The organism is Acinetobacter schindleri CIP 107287 (genome assembly GCF_000368625.1).
In the GTDB taxonomy this organism is placed as follows: domain Bacteria; phylum Pseudomonadota; class Gammaproteobacteria; order Pseudomonadales; family Moraxellaceae; genus Acinetobacter; species Acinetobacter schindleri.
This window is the reverse complement of record NZ_KB849575.1, coordinates 455,541-472,376: the sequence shown is the minus strand read 5'-3', so window position 1 is coordinate 472,376 and position 16,836 is coordinate 455,541. Positions and strand designations below refer to the sequence as shown.

The 16,836-nt window shown below is 41.8% G+C and carries 15 protein-coding genes; 7 read left to right on the top strand and 8 right to left on the bottom strand.

The features are described from left to right. The first annotated feature begins 30 nt into the window (after positions 1-30). On the top strand, positions 31-1,041 hold the full coding sequence (locus tag F955_RS05410) for a lysophospholipid acyltransferase family protein (protein ID WP_004892148.1): 1,011 nt from the start codon (positions 31-33) through the stop codon (positions 1,039-1,041). Here the strand turns inward: F955_RS05410 and F955_RS05405 are convergent. From F955_RS05405 to F955_RS05395, 3 genes are all read right to left on the bottom strand, one after another. Beyond that, on the bottom strand, positions 1,028-3,481 hold the full coding sequence (locus F955_RS05405) for a DNA internalization-related competence protein ComEC/Rec2 (protein WP_004892146.1): 2,454 nt from the start codon (positions 3,479-3,481) through the stop codon (positions 1,028-1,030). The genes F955_RS05410 and F955_RS05405 overlap by 14 nt on opposite strands. 96 nt (positions 3,482-3,577) lie before the next feature. Continuing rightward, positions 3,578-4,261: a lipoprotein-releasing ABC transporter ATP-binding protein LolD gene (gene lolD, locus F955_RS05400; protein ID WP_004892142.1), complete on the bottom strand. Its 684-nt coding sequence runs from the start codon at positions 4,259-4,261 to the stop codon at positions 3,578-3,580. Continuing rightward, complete coding sequence (locus F955_RS05395) at positions 4,254-5,489, bottom strand: lipoprotein-releasing ABC transporter permease subunit (protein ID WP_004815071.1); 1,236 nt, start codon at positions 5,487-5,489, stop codon at positions 4,254-4,256. Before F955_RS05395 ends, lolD begins: the two co-directional genes overlap by 8 nt. 26 nt (positions 5,490-5,515) lie before the next feature. On the opposite strand from F955_RS05395, the gene F955_RS05390 reads away from it, so the two are divergent. Further along, positions 5,516-6,082 (top strand): PilZ domain-containing protein, encoded by a 567-nt coding sequence (locus F955_RS05390; protein ID WP_004892139.1) that lies wholly within the window; start codon positions 5,516-5,518, stop codon positions 6,080-6,082. 10 nt (positions 6,083-6,092) lie between these two features. On the opposite strand, the gene F955_RS05385 is transcribed toward F955_RS05390, so the two are convergent. Together F955_RS05385 and F955_RS05380 are read right to left on the bottom strand one after the other, a co-directional pair. Beyond that, complete coding sequence (locus F955_RS05385; protein ID WP_004892136.1) at positions 6,093-6,995, bottom strand: DMT family transporter; 903 nt, start codon at positions 6,993-6,995, stop codon at positions 6,093-6,095. A gap of 15 nt (positions 6,996-7,010) precedes the next feature. Further along, on the bottom strand, positions 7,011-7,514 hold the full coding sequence (locus tag F955_RS05380) for a YaiI/YqxD family protein (RefSeq protein WP_034424949.1): 504 nt from the start codon (positions 7,512-7,514) through the stop codon (positions 7,011-7,013). A gap of 229 nt (positions 7,515-7,743) precedes the next feature. Here F955_RS05380 and F955_RS05375 point away from each other — a divergent pair, with 229 nt between their 5' ends. Beyond that, positions 7,744-8,673, top strand: a complete 930-nt coding sequence (locus tag F955_RS05375; RefSeq protein ID WP_004815058.1) for a hypothetical protein — start codon at positions 7,744-7,746, stop codon at positions 8,671-8,673. Positions 8,674-9,279: 606 nt separating this feature from the next. Here the strand turns inward: F955_RS05375 and serC are convergent. Both serC and F955_RS05365 read right to left on the bottom strand, forming a co-directional pair. After that, positions 9,280-10,362 (bottom strand): 3-phosphoserine/phosphohydroxythreonine transaminase, encoded by a 1,083-nt coding sequence (serC, locus tag F955_RS05370; protein ID WP_004892133.1) that lies wholly within the window; start codon positions 10,360-10,362, stop codon positions 9,280-9,282. A 145-nt stretch (positions 10,363-10,507) separates the two neighbouring features. Next, positions 10,508-11,344: a hypothetical protein gene (locus tag F955_RS05365; protein WP_004892130.1), complete on the bottom strand. Its 837-nt coding sequence runs from the start codon at positions 11,342-11,344 to the stop codon at positions 10,508-10,510. A gap of 205 nt (positions 11,345-11,549) precedes the next feature. Here F955_RS05365 and F955_RS05360 point away from each other — a divergent pair, with 205 nt between their 5' ends. The 4 genes from F955_RS05360 (at position 11,550) to F955_RS05345 (ending at position 16,331) form a co-directional block, all read left to right on the top strand. Beyond that, positions 11,550-13,013: a TolC family protein gene (locus F955_RS05360; RefSeq protein WP_004892123.1), complete on the top strand. Its 1,464-nt coding sequence runs from the start codon at positions 11,550-11,552 to the stop codon at positions 13,011-13,013. 62 nt (positions 13,014-13,075) lie between these two features. After that, entirely contained in the window at positions 13,076-14,110 is a 1,035-nt protein-coding gene (locus F955_RS05355) for an HlyD family secretion protein (RefSeq protein ID WP_373853531.1), read from the top strand. Continuing rightward, entirely contained in the window at positions 14,110-15,240 is a 1,131-nt protein-coding gene (locus F955_RS05350) for an ABC transporter permease (RefSeq protein WP_004892118.1), read from the top strand. Before F955_RS05355 ends, F955_RS05350 begins: the two co-directional genes overlap by 1 nt. Then, entirely contained in the window at positions 15,237-16,331 is a 1,095-nt protein-coding gene (locus F955_RS05345) for an ABC transporter permease (protein ID WP_004892117.1), read from the top strand. Before F955_RS05350 ends, F955_RS05345 begins: the two co-directional genes overlap by 4 nt. 25 nt (positions 16,332-16,356) lie before the next feature. Here F955_RS05345 and F955_RS05340 read toward each other — a convergent pair whose 3' ends face one another. Beyond that, a complete protein-coding gene (locus F955_RS05340) occupies positions 16,357-16,773 on the bottom strand; it encodes a DUF4878 domain-containing protein (RefSeq protein WP_008302383.1) in 417 nt (138 codons plus the stop codon). Positions 16,774-16,836: the final 63 nt, after the last annotated feature.

Genomic DNA, 16,836 nt, shown 5'->3' with positions numbered 1-16,836 from the left:
TTCCTTCCCATTGCTCTTAATATCAATTCAATGACTGCACAAAGCTCAAAGAATTCAACCTATGGTTTGCTTAAATTCGTCAGCCGACTTCCGCTCCCAATTACGAGATTGATGGCAAGTAGTCTTGCGGGCATTGTAAATCTATTGAAGACTTCCAAGACCTCAGAAACTATTCGCTTTAATCTGAAAATTGCACTTCCGGAGCTTTCAGAGCAGCAACGTGAAGAGATTACGCGTGCCTCAATCCGGAATGAATTGATGTCTTATTTTGAGTTTTTTAGTATTTGGGGCTCGAGCAATGAAAAAAATCTTCAACGTATCCATCATGTAGAAGGACAACATTTACTTAAGGAAGCACTTGCAGCAAATAAAGGGCTGGTACTGATTGTGCCGCATTTTGGTACCTGGGAAATCATGAATGCTTATCTCGCTCAATTTACTCAAATGAGCATCATGTATAAGCCGGTCAAAGATCCTGCCGTGGATGACTTTGTTCGTGAGGCACGGAGTCGTGAGCAGGCCACCTTATTACCCACCGATGAAACAGGCGTTCGTCAGATTTTTAAAGCCTTGAAACAAGGTGGCACGACAGTCATCCTTCCAGACCATACCCCAACTGCAGGCGGTGAATATATTCCTTTTTTTGGTGTACCACTCAGCTCAAGCAACCTCAGCGCCAAACTGATTCAAAAGACCAAGGCAAAATGCCTGTTCCTTTTTGCAATGCGTAATACTGAAGGAGGCTTTGATGTGTTCTTCGAACCCCTCGATGAGCAAATTTATAGCTCTACCCCGAATCAGGGTACCGAGATTATTTTCAAGAAAATGGAAGAATTGATTCATCGTTACCCGGAGCACTACCATTGGAGCTATAAACGCTTTAAAGCGCATGAGTCTCTGGGCGGCACAATTTATCGCATTCCACAGGATGAAGCACTGGCTAAAATTAATGATCTGCGCCAGGCTTATCAGGACGAACAGGCAAAACTTGCAGCAGAAACTTTACAGACTTTAAATACAAATACAGTTATTGAATCTTAAGATCTTCTCTCTGCAACCATTTATATTTTGATCGATAAGATGCAAGGTGTATTTGTTTGTCTTTAATAAAAAACTCGACGCTACCGTGCTCTGGCGTACTTAACAGTGGAATATTTAAAGCTTGTAATCGTGCTTGAGTCAATCGACTTGGATGGCCATAACGATTAAATCGCCCAGCAGAAGCAATCGCGATTTTGGGGCGGTAATGCTGTAAAAACTGATAGGCTGAACTGTGCTGACTACCATGATGCCCCAAGACCAACACATCGACTTTTAAATCCGGATAATCTCTTAGCAACTGAAACTCAGTTTGCCAGCCTGTATCGCCCATCAGTAAAAAATGCTGATAAGGCCAGGCATCTTTAACTTGTATATGGATAACACAGGAATTTTCATTTTTATCAGGTTTAAACTGATTAAGTGAGTCTGACCGCGGTGATAACACCTGAAAATAAACCTGTTCATTCCAGTTCCAGGATTGTCCCTGCTGACATAATTTAAATTGAGTGCTTTCATTCAGTTCAGGCTGTTCACTGGCGATAAGCTCTGAAACCTTAAGTTGATCACGGATATGCATATAAGCTCCGCTATGATCCTGATCCAAATGGGTCAATACCAGCTGATCAAGCTTAGATATTCCCTGCACGGATAGAAATGGAAGAATAATCTGCTCACCGATACTAAAACGACTTTCATCATAATTGCCACCAGTATCTACCATCATGTTATGTTGGCCTTGACGGATAAAGATGCTTTGACCCTGCCCCACATCCAGCACATGCAATTGAAATGGCGAATGATAAAGCGGTATTGCCATGATGGGGACCAGTCCACACGCTGCCCATGACTTAGGTACCGCTCCACGCGGTATAAAAAGAATTACAAGAATAACTACACTCAATATTAGTAGCCATGGTGTCATTGCGACCGGGATCAGTTCAGGTGAAAACAGATGATCCAGTAGATTAAAAAAACCAAGTAACATACTGATCATCAGATCGTTCATTTGAAAGATCAGTGCCGCAAATGGTTCCGCAATGAAGAAAAATAGAGCGGCAATAATATCCAGTGGCACAATAAGTAGACCAATCCATGGAATCGCGAACAAATTACTCAATGGTGCGATCCAGGCCAGCTGTTTAAAGAAAATAATCATTAAGGGAAATAACGCGACAAAAATTTTCCACTGAGATTCGACTAAAACTTTTACTGCAAAATATAGACGTTGTCCTGGACTTTGGATTACATCTCGTGGTTGTCGCTGTATGGTCTGATAAATTCGCAGCAAGACAAAACAGGCACCATAAGACAACCAGAAAGCTGCGGACAAAATACTAAAAGGATCCAGTAATAGTAATATTGCTGCACTTAAGATCAGTAACTTTAAAGGTTGCACATACTGCCTCAACCAGATACTGGCCGTGATCATCACACAGATCAACAAGGTACGTAAGGCCGGAATTTCAAAACCCACAAAGGCGCAGTACAGCAAGACACAAAGTAAAAAAGGTATACTCAGGTAATATTGTCTGGGCCATTTCAGATAGAGAGCTGGAAAAATCCTTGCTGTCAAAAACTGTAAACTTGCACAGAATATCAGTGCAAAAATCACTACATGCGGCCCAGAAATTGCCAGGAGGTGACTCATGCCGAAACGGCGAAACTGCTGTTCAATTGCTGGATCTAGTAAACTCTCATCTCCCGTTAGCAGAGCCAGCATCAACCCTTTGTTTCGTATTGGCTGTTGGTAAATAAATACTCTTAACTCTAATCGTTTTTGTTCAATCCAAAGAAGTAGCTGGGATCTTACACTTTGCTGTTGGCGTAAATGCTGGCTAAAACCGAGTGCATAAACTTCTTGCTGGGTTAAAGGCTGAATCTGTTGAATACGAAATCCTGCCATCAGGTTCTGCTCAAGGTGCCATTTCTCTACATCGAATGCACCGGACGTGGCATAGGCATGTGCCGGTCGTACTTCCCCATTCAGTCGATAATACTGCCCCAGCTGGAGTTGATTTGACATATTAAATGCAGCCTGCACTGGTCCTTCCTGTTTAACAGAACCCAGCCACTGCACTAGCGTCCCATTCGGCTGTAATACCTGTAAGGGTTGCTGAATACTGGCGGTATTTATTTTGTTGAGCCGGGAGATATAAACGATAACTTCTCGCTGCCCAACTTCTTTCTCGATAAATTGCAATCGCTGATCAAGAGCATGATTGGCAAAGCCCTGCCCTAATAAAAAGCTCAGACTTAGGGAAAATGAAATAGAAATAAAACGTAGATAAACATGATGCAGTCTTAAATGGATGACCCGGTAGATAAGCAACCATACCAGCATAATCAGGCAGACTGATCCTGCTGATAACTGGTACTCAGCTTTATTCCACCCCATTGTTGTCAAGCCAAGAATCCAGCCTACACCTAGCCATTGCAGCATGATTTTTCTTTTTATTGTTATTTTATGACGCAATAATAAAGCCCACCGGAGTGAGCTTCAATCAAAGAGGATTATTCCAATATTTTTAGGACAATATCAGTTATTCACCCATAATCCATCCTGCATATGCAGAATACGGTCTGCTGACTGAGCCAATTGCTCATCATGGGTTACGATCAGCATGGCCATATTGAACTCCTGACGTAATTCAGTCAGTAGCTCAAATATTTTTACCGCAGTTTTACGATCCAGATTCCCGGTCGGTTCATCGGCCATCATCAGTTTTGGTTTCCCCACTAAGGCACGCGCCATGGCCACACGCTGGCGTTCACCACCAGACAGCTCGCCCGGTTTATGGGTTAAACGATGACTTAAGCCCACACGTTCCAGCAGATATTCAGCTTGTTGTTTTACTTCCTTGAATTTGCTGCCCTTACGTAGCATCAGTGGCATCGCGACATTTTCAAGTGCAGTAAACTCAGGCAGAAGGTGGTGGAACTGATAGACAAAGCCTAAGTGCTCATTACGCACATAACCTCGCTCAGCTTCAGACAGCGTATCAAAACGCTGGCCGTTCACCATCACGTGACCCGAAGTTGGACGATCTAAACCACCGAGCACATGCAGCAAAGTACTTTTGCCTGAACCACTTGAACCAACAATTGAAACAAATTCACCCGCCTGCACCTGCAAAGACAGACCACGGATCACTTCAACTGTAGATTTACCATCGGTAAAAGATTTTTGAATATTCTGGGCATCTAGAATGATATTACTCATAACGCAATGCCTCCGCAGGCTGAATCTTGGCTGCTCGTAGCGCAGGATAGATTGTTGCTACAAAACTTAAGACCAATGACAATACGACAATCAGCACTACATCCTGCCAGCGTAGATAAGACGGCAAGTAATTAATGAAATAAGCATCAAACATATGCAGACCTAAAGTATTGTTCAGCCAGCCCACCAGACTACTAATACTGGTTGCAGCAATAATACCCAGAATTGCGCCGGCACAGGTACCAATTACACCAATGACAGTGCCCTGCACCATGAAGATTTTGGTAATAGTTGCAGGTGAAGCACCTAAGGTACGCAGAATGGCAATATCCGATTTCTTGTCAGTTACCACCATCACCAGAGAGGAGACAATATTAAACGCTGCGACCAAGACAATCAGGAACAGCAGCAAGCTCACCATTGCCTTTTCCATCTGAATGGCACTAAACAGGTTACCGTGAGTATAAGTCCAGTCAGATGCATAGAAGTTTGCTGGCAAATTCATGACAATATCACGTGAAACTTGCGGTGCAAGGAAGATATCATCCAGCTTCATGCGGATCCCTTGTGCACCATCTGGCAGACGCAGCAAAGTTGCCGCATCATTCAGGGCGATATAGCCCATCATTGAATCCACTTCTGCACCAATACTGAATATTCCAACCACATTAAAGCGCTTAAAGCGTGGCACTACACCAGCAGGTGACGGCGTGGCTTCCGGTAATACCAGGGTAATACTGTCGTTTAAACCGACCCCCATTGAGTCTGCCATCTGCTTGCCCAGCACAATTCCGAACTCGCCTTTTTTCAGCTGATCGATACTGCCTTCAACCATATGATTTTGAATGATAGAAACATTCTTTTCATAATCTGGTTCAATTCCTGTGACCATGATCCCGGCAACTTGGCCTTGCGCAGTCAACATTCCCTGTAACTGGGTAAATGGAGCAACACCTTGAACATGTTCATGTTGTTCGATTTTTTTTGCAAGTTCAGGCCAATTTGTTAAAATTTGTGTTGAAGAAACAGTAGCTTGAGGTATCATTCCTAAGACACGATTTTTTAATTCTCGATCAAAACCATTCATTACAGACAGTACTGTAATGAGGACTGCCACACCAAGCGTGAGGCCGATCATAGAGACTAAAGCGATAAAAGAAATAAAGTGGTTACTGCGCCGTGCGCGAGTATATTTCAACCCTATGTACAGCGAGATTGGTTTGAACATAACCATCTAGTCCGAGGTAATAAATTATGGAAAATTTACAGCATCAGCATGGAGTTACTGAAAGACGTGTCATGTCACGCATCGATGCTGCCTTACGAATTAATTATCAGATTATTTCCGATGATGTAGCCTTAAATGATCCTTACGATGCTAATTTCGTATTGCCCCGCTATTTTCTACTACTTGCTGAGTTAGATCAATTTGATCATGCACTCAACTACGAATTAGAACAATTAGCTGAAAAAGATCAACAAATTGCTCGAATCTTATCCTTATTTAACCAAAAATTAAACCTGATCACCGGGTCTTTATACGATTCAATTGTACAGAGCATGTTACCTGTGCCTGAAGATGTGAACTTTTCCGAGTCTGGCTTAAGCTTTTTCAGTAAACGCCTCATCAAAGAAGGCACCTATATTCACCTGACCTTAAGCCATCCGGAGAACTTCTTCCATATTGCAGCGACAGCGCAAGTGGTTTATAGCCGTGCCGAAGATAATGGCCAATTTCGCACTGGGGCTTATTTCATTACTCTACATCCACAGGATCGGGCAAAAATTAGCGAATGTGTGAAAGCTTACGAAATTCCATAATCTGACTAAATTATTGCTTTTTATGACGGGCCTGAATACTCGCCCGAATTTCTTTCAGGAAATATACAACAAGACCAGACAATAAAATTACGACCCCCACCAAAGCAATGAGGGGCAATTTTTCATTATTCAGTAAAGCGCCTATCATTAGTGCCAACATCGGTGTCAATACATTGGTAAGCGACAAGGTAGTCGGTTTGATCTTCTGCACCAGTTTAAAATAACAGAACATCGCAATCAGCGAAGCCATTATTACGGCATACCCTAATCCAAATAGACTCTTGGCATGTGGCATGGCAGTAGGTGCGTATTGCCAGATAAAAGGCAGCATACCGATAGAGAAGATTACCGACAAGCCAATTGAGCCTGCTGCCTGTGCCATCGGGTCAATTGGCGCATTAATCTTTTTCACCCAATACATGGACATGCAATAAACCAGCACACCAATCAGCGCAATCACAATCCCGACTGGTTGAATATGCTGATCTGCATCCCCCAGACAAATGATGGAAAGTCCTGTTAAGGCAATTGTCATCCCTAGCCATTGATTGAGAGAAAGATGCATCCCAAACATGAAGCGCCCAATCAGGCCGGAAATCACAGGTGAAAGACCAAACATCAGGGCAATGATACCGGAGCTAAGATAGTCTGTAGACCAATAGGTAAAGGTCTGCGAGCCGATAAAACTGCAGGCCCCTGCCAGATAGCTGTGCAAGGAAACACGATCAAATGGTAACCGGGTTTTAAACAGCCAAAGTAGTCCCAAAGCCAAAGGCAGAGCCAGAAAGAACCGGATTGCCAATGCCCACATTGGATGTAGATCTTCCACACTCCAGACAATTGCCAGTGGTGTGGTGGACCAGATGAAAACCAGTAAGGCATAGGTTACCATCAGGTTACTTTGTTTGGGCATTTGAAAATTTTCTCGTTATTTTGCAGCTGTTTTGCGCTTTTGCTTTTGAATGGTTTGATCGAGCGAACTGGAAAACTCGCGTTTATCACGCTCAGAAATTGGTGGCGGTCCACCAGTTTGTACCCCTGCGCCACGCAGCGTATCCATAAAATCACGTAAATGCAGACGCGCTTTGACATTGGCCGTGGTATAGATTTCACCTCGTGGATGAATGGCAATACCACCTTTTTCAATGACTTGTGCCGCCAGCGGAATATCCTGGGTAATCACGATGTCATGTTCATTCATGCGATCTATAATTTCCTGATCTGCCGCATCGGCACCACTGAGTGCCTGAATCGAGTTAATACGAATTGAAGGAGTGATCCCTACAGGCTGGTTTGCTACAAAGGTCACTTCAAGCTGATAACGGTCTGAAGCGCGAATAATGACATCTTTAAGAATACGGGGTAATGCATCGGCATCTACCCAAAGTTTAAATGGCAACACGCATGGGTCCGGGATAGAAATGAATGTCATCTATTCTAGCAAATGCAGTGCTCATCGTTCCGGTTTTCTTTATACCCTTTTGATATGATCATGTTTGGTACACCCTTTGAACAATTACAACTATGCTGATCTCTAGACTGCGAATAAGAATTGACAAGAATCTGATGGCAATTTAATTTTAAAATTCATCTGATTGACTTGAAAAATCAGAATGACCCTCGATTAACTATAAATAAGCAATCCCAGATCAATTGTGCATATGAAAAATTCAAACAGTCCTGAGATCATCACTATCGATGATCAAAACTTCGGTAGTCATGTTGAACACTGGAATCTCCTTACAGACAATCCAGGTACCGATGTACCGAAGTGGTTAACTCAGGCACTTGATGCCCCGGTCATGCCGATGGGTCTCTGCAAACAAGAATGCGATATGGATGAAAACACCTGGCTGATTCAGGGTCCGAGCAAGGCCACTGTGCAGTTAAGCCAGATCATTGAGGTGGAAAGCAATAAACCCAAAGCAGTCAAAACTGCCTTTCCATGCTTCGACAGTCCTTATAAAGTAAAGGCACAAATTGAACGGATTATCAGCTGCAAGTCCAATACTCAAGCGGTCTTACGCCTGAATCTGGGTCTGAACAATATTGTGTATGCGTTTGACAGTCTGTATAGCGTCAATCATACACAATACGATAAAGATCAAAATTATCTGGTGAATCTGAATGCCTGGGCTTATGAACTCGAGCCTGTAGCGGAACATGAACATCTGATTGTCGATGATCCGGCTTCAATCAAGCACCACCGTGCGCTGAATGATATTCTGGCAGCCAACAATGGCGTTGCACCTGAAAATCTGCAGGAACAGATTGATGCGTGGGAACCTAAATCTGAAGATGATAAAGCTCCGGTTACTGTGGATTTCTCTAAAATGGTGGCTTACCTCTATGGTGAAACCATTGGTCAGGAAGATGAAGCCTGGTTTCAGGGCAATATTGTCGGTAAGACTTCAATGCAATTTATGGATCAGGAATACACACTTTATGATGTCACCCTGATTCATGATGAAGGTCGTCCTGCCACCCTGCTCCGTGTTGCTACGCGCAATCCAGCACATAAAGACTTTAGTATCGGGCAATATATCCGTGGCAATCTATGGATTCAGGCCAACATTTATAGCAAAGCCTAAAAATTTTATATTTTAAATTCAAAAACAGGAGATATTCACATCCGTTGAATATCTCCTGTTTTTTTAAATAAATATTTTCATTGATGATTTTATTGAGCTGGTTATTTTATCCACAACTTACTCTTCTAAATACACTTTATAAATTCACAAATTAATCACTTATCCACAATTTTAAATTCAAATAAATTCATTTTTAAAATAACGAATATTATTTATGATATTGGCAATACCCTGTAAACAGTGACTCTTGCTTTCGCAGGATTAAATAAATAGATTTATTTAATGGATAAAAAAATAATAACTTTATGCAGTTAAATTAAGAATGTACTTTATTTAACCAATTTTTTATGATAAAAAGGCTCATAACAAATAGTAATTAACGATAAATAGATCGGACAATAATATCTATGAAAATCGTACAGGAAGAAAATTTACATCAAGTCGAGCATCATCTTCGCTCGAGCTATGACATTGACATGATGTCATGCTTGTTTTTTGCCTTGGGCATGCTGATCTGCGCCTTTCTACTTCATCTTTTCGTGTTTTAATTTTCAGAATCGGAAGATAAAAAAACCCAGCCTGAGCTGGGTTTTTTGCATGCTGGATTTAAGCATTGCGTTTTGCAAACTCATCCATGAATTTTACCAGTGCCTGAACACCTTCAAGCGGAACTGCATTGTAGATACTTGCACGCATACCACCTACTGAACGGTGACCTGCAAGGTTCAACAGATGATTTTCTTCAGCTTCTTTCAGGAACTGTTTTTCCTGTTCAGGTTTCGCCAAAGTAAATGGCACGTTCATCATTGAACGGTTTTCTTTGGCAATCGGGTTTGCATAGAAATCGCTAGAGTCGATATAACCATACAGCAGTTCAGCTTTTGCGAGGTTAGCTTTATAAATTGCATCTACACCGCCCTGCTCTAACAACCATTCAAATACCAGACCTGACAGGTACCAGGCATAAGTTGATGGAGTGTTCACCATAGAGCCGTTTTTCGCTTGATCTGCATATTTCAGGATGCTTGGAATTTCCGGTTTCGCTTGATCCAATAGATCTTCACGGATAATGACCAGCGTCAGACCAGCAGGACCAATATTCTTTTGTGCACCGGCATAGATCAGGCCAAATTTAGTTACATCGATTGGCGCAGATAGAATACTTGAAGAGAAATCACACACCAATGGCTTGTCAGTTTCAGGAATATGGGCAAATTGCAGGCCACCAATCGTTTCGTTATCTGCGTAGTGCACATAAGCAGCATCATCTGACAGGTTCCAGGTACTTTGCTCAGTAATCGCTAATTTACCGTCAGCAGTTTTAGTACCTGCTTCAATGACATTGATGTCGCCATAGCGTTTTGCTTCTTTCAATGCTTTTTCAGACCAGATGCCAGTATGGATATAGTCAGCCTTGTTGTTTTTACCCAACAAGTTCAACGGAATTGCAGAGAACTGTAGCGATGCACCACCCTGTAAGAACAATACTTTATAGTTCTCAGGAATGTTCATGAGTTTGCGTAGATCTGCTTCTGCTTTCTCAGCAACCGCGACGTAGTCTGCACTACGGTGACTCATTTCCATGATCGAAAGACCCTTGCCCTGCCAGTCGAGCATTTCAGCTTGAGCTTTTTCAAGAACGGCAGTAGGTAATGCAGCAGGACCAGCACAGAAGTTGTACGCGCGCATGATTTTTCCTTTCAGAGTGAAACACAATAAAATGATGGCATTTAACCATATCTGGGCTTAGCTTGCACAAAATTATTTCAATCCATGAATGAAGATAGAGTCAAAAAATCAATGTAGATTCGAGGGATAAATTTAATTTCTACTGTTAACTTAAAGTTTTCGTTAAATCGTTTATAGCGGCCTGAATAACCAACCAAGAAATACTAGTAGTATCTTTATTAGGATTAAAATTCGATATCATATGTTCATAAGGATGAATTAAATTTCTAAATTCTCTGAGAGAATGGGAGAATCTTTTTACATCAATTTCAATCCAACCTAATGAATGCGCAACATCAATCATTTCACTCAATTTCCATTCTGAAAAAGGTTTAACCTTTCCTTCTCGGGTTTTAGGAGCTGAATATGCTTGATTAGCAAGCTTAATATTTTTATGAATTACTCCTAAAAGTAATCCTTCCAATAAGCTTCCCATAAGAATTACCGCCGATAAATCAGCATCAGCTTCGATACAACGTTGGATTTCGTCCCATCTATAATCAAGAATTTCTCCTACACCAGGTTCTAAACCTAATACTAGAAAATTGGGTCTAGGGATTGGCTTGAATTCAGGTTCAATCTTCTCACTAAAATTTATTTGTATTTTTTTAAACTTGGGTTCAATTCCTTCCAGATAAATTTCGAAGCCTTCTATATACAAAATTTTGTTAAGAAGTCTTAATGCACTTATTACTTTTGAATGATTTCCACTATATTCTTTTGGAGAAGCCAATCTTTTTAAAACATCAGCTAGCTGACTTTTACTACAACTTACAAGTTGCTCGAATACCCATTTAGCACGTGTTGATCCATCATGATAAACAGATATACCTACACTATGAAAAAAAGAAGTTAGATCTGAACCTTTTCGATAAACCGGATATATTTCTTCATTTGTTCCACATATGAATTCTGCTAAATTTTCTAATGTTTTTTTATCCATTTTTTAGAATCAATCTCAATATTTATGTTTATATTTTACACAAAATATATAATTTGATATTAACCATAGAATTTGATTCTTATATAAATGATTCCTATAAGTGGTGATTACAACACTATTACAACTTTTCTTTTCTCCTAACCTACAAGCACTTGACTTATAATACTCATAAAACTGATTTAATGTGCTTTTGCATCTCTACTTTATGAATATGAAGAAAAATAAACGATGTGTTTACTGGGGTCTGTCTGTACTTGCATCCATGATGTATGGTGGCTTTGCCTATGCACAAACTATTAGCTTTCAGGATGCAGAACGACAACTGCTGCAACGTTCCTATACCAGTCAGGCTTTCCAGAATCTGGAACAGGCTGCAAAACTGGAAGCAGAAGCGGTTAAAGGCATTGGTTTGCCACGGGTTGATCTGAATGTCCGTGCTTATGCTTTTCGTAATGAATTAGACATTCCTTTAGGTGCTGTTAAAAATAACCTTGAGCAGTCACTTACCAATGGCTTAAATAATAAAATTGATGAGTTTAATTTAGACCAGGCTATTGCCGACCCGCTTAAAGAAAACTTGAAGCAACCTATTCAGGATGGTGTTGGTTTAATTCCAGATTCATCCAATGTTGTACTTAGAGATGAAGTTATTCGCCCTACTATTTCAGTGATGATGCCACTTTATACCGGAGGCCTCAGCCGTAGTGCCAAAGAAATAGCCAGCATTCAGGCGGGACGCAGTGAATTGAGCAACCAGCAACAGCAGGATACACAACGCTTTGAACTGATTCAGGCTTATTTTAATGTGCAACTGCAAAAACAGTTATTGGAAGCCGCACGTTTTAATTCAAATGCCATGCAGCAACATTACCGTAATGCGCTGAAAATGGAACAGCAGGGATTCATCAGTAAGGGTCAGCGTATGCAGTTTGAAGTGGCACGCAATAATGCTGAACGCGCACAACAAAATGCCCAAGCCAATCTGAATGCTGCCCTATTTCAGCTAAATAATCTGTTGCTGGATAGCAATATCACCGAGCTAAGCACACCTTTGTTTGTGAATCGTGCTGAACCACAAAATGTGAATATTCTGCTCAGCAGTTTTAGTCAGAACTCTCCCCTGATTAAAAAAATGAAAATGGATACTGAGCTGGCCAAAGCCAATGTTAAAGCCCAGCAGGCAACAAAAAGACCCAATGTATTTGCCTTTGGTGAATATAGTCTGGATGAAAACCAGAACTGGATTGTAGGCGTTGCAGCACGTTATAACTTATTTTCCGGCATTGATAAAAAGAAGAATATTCAGGCTGCCGAACTGAAGCGTCATGCAGCAGAATTGATGACGGCACGTACCCAACAGGAAATTGAGAATCTGATTTATAAATCATTTAGTGAAGCGGTCAGCGCCCAGCAAAGTGATCTGCTATTACAACGAAACCTGAAAGCAGCACAAGAAAATCTGCGTATTCAGCAACTGTCTTTTAAGGAAGATGTTGGCACCGCGACGCAGGTAATTGATGCGCAAAATATGTTGAGTGGCCTGAAAGCTGAAATGGCCCTAAATGCCTATAAATACATCATGTCACTTGCCACTTTATTGCAAAGCCATGGCTCAATTACTGAATTTCCTGACTATATGCAACATGCCAATACCCACTATATTCGTTAATGGAGCCAAACATGACTGATGAGCAAAAGCCAGAATTTCCTGTTGATGAACCGGCTTCAGAAATGAATCATATCGATTCACCAAAACAAAGTCTTGCTGAAACTAAACAGGACAAATCTACCAAGAAATACCTGCTGTTAGGTCTAATTCCAGTCATCCTGGTTTTAATTGGCTTTGGCTTGTGGAAAACTTATCAGCCTAAAGACATCGAACTGCAAGGTCGGGTTGAGGCTGAAACCGTACAGGTCGCGACCAAGGTTCCAAGCCGGATTGAAAAAATTTATGTGCAGGAAGGTGATGACGTCAAGAAAGGTCAGGTATTAGTTAAGTTGCATAGCCCTGAAATAGAAGCGAAAAAACAGCAGGCATTAGCAAGCTTGCAATCTGCCTTAGCCTTACAATCGACAGCCGAACGCGGATCACAAGAAGAAAATGTCGCTTCACTGTATGCCAACTGGCAATCTCTCAAAGCACAGGAACAGCTGGCAAAAACCTCTTATCAGCGCGGTGCAAACCTGTTTCAAGAAGGTGTAATTTCCCGTCAACGCCGAGATGAGCTATTTGCTGCCTCACAGTCTGCCTCCCAGATGACTGAAGCTGCTTATCAGCAATATATCCGCGCTAAACGTGGCAGCACCCCAGAACAGAAAATTTCAGCAGATGCACAGGTCGACATTGCCCGTGCAGCAGTCGCTGAAGCCAGTGCCCTGGAAGCAGAGACCGAACTACTGGCGCCTATTGATAGTACAGTATCTAAAACCTATGGCAATCTCTCTGAGCTGGTCGCAACCGCAGTACCCGTGGTCAGTCTGATTTCGGCAGAACGCTGGGTCAGTTTGAATATTCGCGAAGACCAATATGCTTCCCTAGGTGAACAAAAGCAGCTCGAAGGTTTTATTCCGGCACTCAATAAAAATGCAATATTTAAAGTAAAAAGTATTAGTGCTGAAGGTGAATTTGCCACCATTAAAACCACACGTCAGACTGGTGGCTACGATATTCGCAGCTTCAAAGTCCACCTTGTACCAGCGACTACAATTCCTGAACTGAAAGTTGGCATGAGTGTGCTGTTTAAGCTGCAAGAGTCTTCAAAATAATGTGGGCAGGTATCCGGCGCGAACTGTGCTATTTACTCAGGGAAAAATGGGATCTGGCCTTGGTTGTACTTGCCCCTGCCTGCATTTTGATTTTACTCGGCAGCATGTTTGCTCAAGGCAAGCCCGATCATTTAGCGATTGCGATTATTGATCAGGATCGAAGCCGCCTGAGTAGCCAGATTTATAATCATTTATCGCTAAATCATACCCTACAGATATATATCGTTTCTGATCAGACCGTTGAAGTAGAAAAACTGCTGAATCAGAATAAAATCTGGGGTTATATCCATATTCCTGCGGGCGCAGAACAACGATTAATCACAGCCCAGGATGCTGAAATTAGTATTGCCTTTAATCAGAGTTATTTTAGTATCGGGAATACCATTTCTTCGGCTATGTTATTGAGCACGCTTCAGGCAATGGCAGAATTTACTGGCAGGCAGTATCTGGGTAATACCCTACCTTATCTGGAGGCACCGACACCTAATATTAAAATTTCCCCGCTGTATAACCCGCAATTAAATTATGAATTTTATCTGGAACCTTATATGGTTCCGGCAATTTTGCATTTGTTATTGTGCTGCTGTGTAGCATTTGCTGTAGGACAGGAAATCAAGCGTCATACTTTTAATCATTGGATTAATGGACAAAATCTCTGGTCAGCATTACTGTCTAAAAATCTGGTCTATGTCGCAATTTTCTGTTTCTGGACCTGGGTCTGGATGCTGTGGATGGTGGAGTTTCGGGGCTGGTTTATTGCTGGCTCATTATGGCTGATTTTATTGGCACAAGTCCTATTCTATAGTGCCTATGCCTTTATCAGTAGCGCGGTCGTACTGGCAACGCAGGATCTAAGGAAATCTTTTGGTTTACTGGCAGTCTATGGTGGCTCATCGCTCAGCTTCGCCGGTGTCACATTGCCTCTCAATAATGCACCACTGTTTACCCAGCTCTGGGCCAATATTATTCCCTATACACCTTATGCCAAATTACAGACTGAACAATGGGTGATTGGTAGTCCCTTATATCTCTCAGCTCAACCAATATTCATACTGACTACCTATGTGGTGCTTTATGCTGTATTGGCCTATGTATTTTTAAAGAAAATAGCGAAAGGAGTGTCCACATGAAAGCACTCTGGGCCGCTTACTGTAAAACTTTTAAAGATATTGTTAGCAATACCAGTATTTTTACTACGTTAATCCTATCTGTACTGTTTTACAGTTTTTTCTATCCAACCGCGTATAAGGCTGAACACGCCGAAGCCTTGCCCATTATTATTGTCGATGAAGAGCAAAGCAACTTAACCACTACTATTATCAGTCATGTCAGCCAAAGCCCGAATGTACAGATCAAGGCAGTCACTGGAAATTTTACAGAGGCCAAACAGTGGGTAGAGGCTCAAAAGGCTGACGGGATTTTATTATTACCAGACAACCTTTCACAATCCATTCGACATGGTGAAAATGGCGGGATTGGGCTGTATTTAAGTGCAGCGAATTTCCTGATTACCAAACAGATCGGTTTAGGCCTGGTTGGTTCTGTCGAAAATACCTTAAGTGAATATGCAGAACGCTTTAGCGAAATTTCGCATTTCTCTCCTGCCCTATCGATTCACCAGATTCCACTATTTAATCCACTTTCTGGCTATGGAAGCTATGTATTTCCAGCGGTTGCCCCACTGATTATTCATCAGACGATTTTTCTGGGGCTCAGCATGTTGATTGCACTGTATCGTGAAAATAAACAGGTGATCAATTTGACGACCTTATGTGGAATCAGTCTGGCAATTTTGACCATTGGCTGTCTGGGATGCTACTACCTGTTTGGTTTCACCTTCTGGTTGTTTGACTATCCACGTGGCGGGAATTTCTGGGGCATGCTGCTGGCTGTTCTGGTTTTTGTATTCTGCATAATCGGCATCACGACCCTGTTCGCCAGTTTTCTGGATATGCCAGAGCGTGCCGGACATGTTATTGTCTTTACCTCAATTCCCTTATTTATGCTGTCCGGAGTCGCCTGGCCACATGCTGCGATGCCCGTCTGGATGCAAATGTTTGGACAGGCCTTACCTTCCACACAGATCGTACAGATGTTTATTCAACTGAATCAGATGGGCGTAACGACCAGCATGATTTTAGGGAAACTCGCCTATCTGCTGATTGTTGGATTTTTTTGCTTTAGCTTAGGCTATTATCGCCTATGCTCACGCATTAAATAAGCTTGAACCCTGTTAAGCTAAAAGCTTATTCCCCATATACGCGGATATAAAAGTTCTGGATTTTGCTACTGCCGTTGGGCTTGTCAAAGCTGACATCGTATTGCACCAGATTGTTTGGATAAGCGATTTCATAGCTGACCTTGTATTCACTTGGTTGACCTGATTTTTCAACAAAAGTTTTTACCATCAAGGTCTTAGACTTATACTCACCTTCAGGAATGGAATGCGAAAACTTCTTCATGGTTTTCTGATTTTCCTGAAAATACTGCTGTAATTTCGGATCCAGATAACTTAAAAATTCTTCATACTTACCATCACGCAAGTCGTTATAGGCAATTTCTGCTGCCTGGGCTTGGGCTGTACTTGGATCTGCTACCTGTTCGGTAGTGCTACAACCGGCAAGAAGAGCTAGCCCAGCAAGTGACATCAATTTAGTTTTCATCATGGTCATTTCCAGTAAAGTCTGTAAAAAAGGACGCCGAAGCGCCCTTTTTATAAGAATTGA

Coding starts and splice junctions, on each gene's coding strand:
- lolD (WP_004892142.1), bottom strand. CDS start 4,261: ATGAGTAATATCATTCTAGATGCCCAGAATATTCAAAAATCTTTTACC.
- serC (WP_004892133.1), bottom strand. CDS start 10,362: ATGCGCGCGTACAACTTCTGTGCTGGTCCTGCTGCATTACCTACTGCC.
- F955_RS05345 (WP_004892117.1), top strand. CDS start 15,237: ATGAAAGCACTCTGGGCCGCTTACTGTAAAACTTTTAAAGATATTGTT.
- F955_RS05360 (WP_004892123.1), top strand. CDS start 11,550: ATGAATATGAAGAAAAATAAACGATGTGTTTACTGGGGTCTGTCTGTA.
- F955_RS05340 (WP_008302383.1), bottom strand. CDS start 16,773: ATGAAAACTAAATTGATGTCACTTGCTGGGCTAGCTCTTCTTGCCGGT.
- F955_RS05380 (WP_034424949.1), bottom strand. CDS start 7,514: ATGACATTCATTTCTATCCCGGACCCATGCGTGTTGCCATTTAAACTT.
- F955_RS05375 (WP_004815058.1), top strand. CDS start 7,744: ATGAAAAATTCAAACAGTCCTGAGATCATCACTATCGATGATCAAAAC.
- F955_RS05350 (WP_004892118.1), top strand. CDS start 14,110: ATGTGGGCAGGTATCCGGCGCGAACTGTGCTATTTACTCAGGGAAAAA.
- F955_RS05410 (WP_004892148.1), top strand. CDS start 31: ATGACTGCACAAAGCTCAAAGAATTCAACCTATGGTTTGCTTAAATTC.
- F955_RS05395 (WP_004815071.1), bottom strand. CDS start 5,489: ATGTTCAAACCAATCTCGCTGTACATAGGGTTGAAATATACTCGCGCA.
- F955_RS05405 (WP_004892146.1), bottom strand. CDS start 3,481: ATGCTGCAATGGCTAGGTGTAGGCTGGATTCTTGGCTTGACAACAATG.
- F955_RS05355 (WP_373853531.1), top strand. CDS start 13,076: ATGAATCATATCGATTCACCAAAACAAAGTCTTGCTGAAACTAAACAG.
- F955_RS05385 (WP_004892136.1), bottom strand. CDS start 6,995: ATGCCCAAACAAAGTAACCTGATGGTAACCTATGCCTTACTGGTTTTC.
- F955_RS05390 (WP_004892139.1), top strand. CDS start 5,516: ATGGAAAATTTACAGCATCAGCATGGAGTTACTGAAAGACGTGTCATG.
- F955_RS05365 (WP_004892130.1), bottom strand. CDS start 11,344: ATGGATAAAAAAACATTAGAAAATTTAGCAGAATTCATATGTGGAACA.